This window comes from Paracoccus sp. S1E-3, from assembly GCF_013868135.1.
In the GTDB taxonomy this organism is placed as follows: domain Bacteria; phylum Pseudomonadota; class Alphaproteobacteria; order Rhodobacterales; family Rhodobacteraceae; genus Paracoccus.
The window spans coordinates 2,025,001-2,026,968 of sequence record NZ_JACEMU010000004.1 but is presented as its reverse complement, the minus strand read 5'-3'; the positions used below and the strand labels follow the sequence as shown (position 1 = coordinate 2,026,968).

Sequence of the window (1,968 nt, the reverse complement as noted above, 5' to 3'; positions counted from 1 at the left end):
CCTTCAGGTTATGAGCCTGACGAGCTACCGGGCTGCTCTACCCCGCGCCATTCTGCGCGATCTGTTGCGCGGCTGCGCCGATTGTTGGGTTGGCGCGATGATCTGGATCGTTCGAGAGCTGCGTTTCTTATCAGATCTGGCGGTGACCTACTCTCCCACGTCTTGAGACGCAGTACCATTGGCGCAACGGCGCTTAACGGCCGAGTTCGGGATGGGATCGGGTGTTTCGCTCGTGCTATGTCCACCAGATCAGATAAGAAACGCTCAGCGTTGCGGACCTTGCGGTCCGTAAGTTGTCCAAGGATGCTTTTGGAAGCGGGGATCTGTGTCAGATCTGGCCACTTCCGGATCAAATCAAGCCTGTCGAGCCATTAGTACCGGTCAACTGAACGCATTGCTGCGCTTACATCTCCGGCCTATCGACGTGGTGGTCTTCCACGGCTCTCAAGGGATACCTGGTTTTGAGGGGGGCTTCACGCTTAGATGCCTTCAGCGTTTATCCTGTCCGTTCATAGCTACCCAGCACTGCCGTTGGCACGACAACTGGTCCACCAGTGGAACGTTCACCCCGGTCCTCTCGTACTAGGGGCAACTCCTCTCAAGTATCCTACACCCACGGCAGATAGGGACCGAACTGTCTCACGACGTTCTAAACCCAGCTCACGTACCTCTTTAAACGGCGAACAGCCGTACCCTTGGGACCTGCTCCAGCCCCAGGATGAGATGAGCCGACATCGAGGTGCCAAACGATGCCGTCGATATGGACTCTTGGGCATCATCAGCCTGTTATCCCCAGCGTACCTTTTATCCGTTGAGCGATGGCCCTTCCACTCGGGACCACCGGATCACTATGGCCGTCTTTCGACTCTGCTCGACTTGTCAGTCTCGCAGTCAGGCTGGCTTCTGCCATTGCACTCAACGAGCGATTTCCGACCGCTCTGAGCCAACCTTCGCGCGCCTCCGTTACTCTTTAGGAGGCGACCGCCCCAGTCAAACTACCCACCACGCAGGGTCCCGGACCCGGATAACGGGCCGCGGTTAGACATCAAGAGTGCGAAGGGCGGTATCTCAAGGATGGCTCCACGGGAACTGGCGTCCCCGTTTCAAAGCCTACCGCCTATCCTGCACATCACAATCCTGATGCCAGTGCGAAGCTATAGTAAAGGTGCATGGGGTCTTTCCGTCTAACCGCGGGAAGTCTGCATCTTCACAGACAATTCAATTTCGCTGAGTCCACATTTGAGACAGCGGGGAAGTCGTTACGCCATTCGTGCAGGTCGGAACTTACCCGACAAGGAATTTCGCTACCTTAGGACCGTTATAGTTACGGCCGCCGTTTACCGGGGCTTCAATTCAATGCTTGCACATCTCCTTTTAACCTTCCGGCACCGGGCAGGCGTCAGACCCTATACGTCGTCTTGCGACTTCGCAGAGCCCTGTGTTTTTAGTAAACAGTCGCCACCCCCTGGTTTGTGCCCCCCGCCAACAGTTGCCTGCCAACGGGGCCTCCTTCTCGCGAACTTACGGAGGTATTTTGCCGAGTTCCTTAAATGTGGTTCTCTCAAGCGCCTTGGTATTCTCTACCAGTCCACCTGTGTCGGTTTAGGGTACGGTCTCATGGAGGGCTGTTTCCAGGAACCGCTCAGCAGCAAGGTCAATCCGATAAGACCTCACTACACCTGCGATCCGTCACCATCTCCTGGCCCAGGAATATTAACCTGGTTCCCATCGACTACGCCTTTCGGCCTCGCCTTAGGGGCCGGCTTACCCTGCTCAGATTAGCTTTAAGCAGGAACCCTTGGACTTTCGGCGACAGGGTCTCTCACCCTGTTTGTCGCTACTCATGTCAACATTCTCACTTCTGATCACTCCACCGGATGCCTTACGGCCCGGCTTCACAGTCAGAACAATGCCTCCGTTGATCCCGAAGGAACAAAAGAGGCAGCGTTCTCTATCACAGAACGCTCC

2 rRNA genes (1 of these 2 only partly in view) are annotated in these 1,968 nt (G+C 55.9%); both read right to left on the bottom strand.

Annotated elements, in window-relative coordinates:
- Nucleotides 1-134: 134 nt before the first annotated feature.
- Nucleotides 135-249, bottom strand: a 5S ribosomal RNA gene (gene rrf / locus H1S04_RS10040).
- Between the two features lie 101 nt (nt 250-350).
- Nucleotides 351-1,968, bottom strand: a 23S ribosomal RNA gene (locus H1S04_RS10035) (it continues 1,218 nt past the right edge of the window).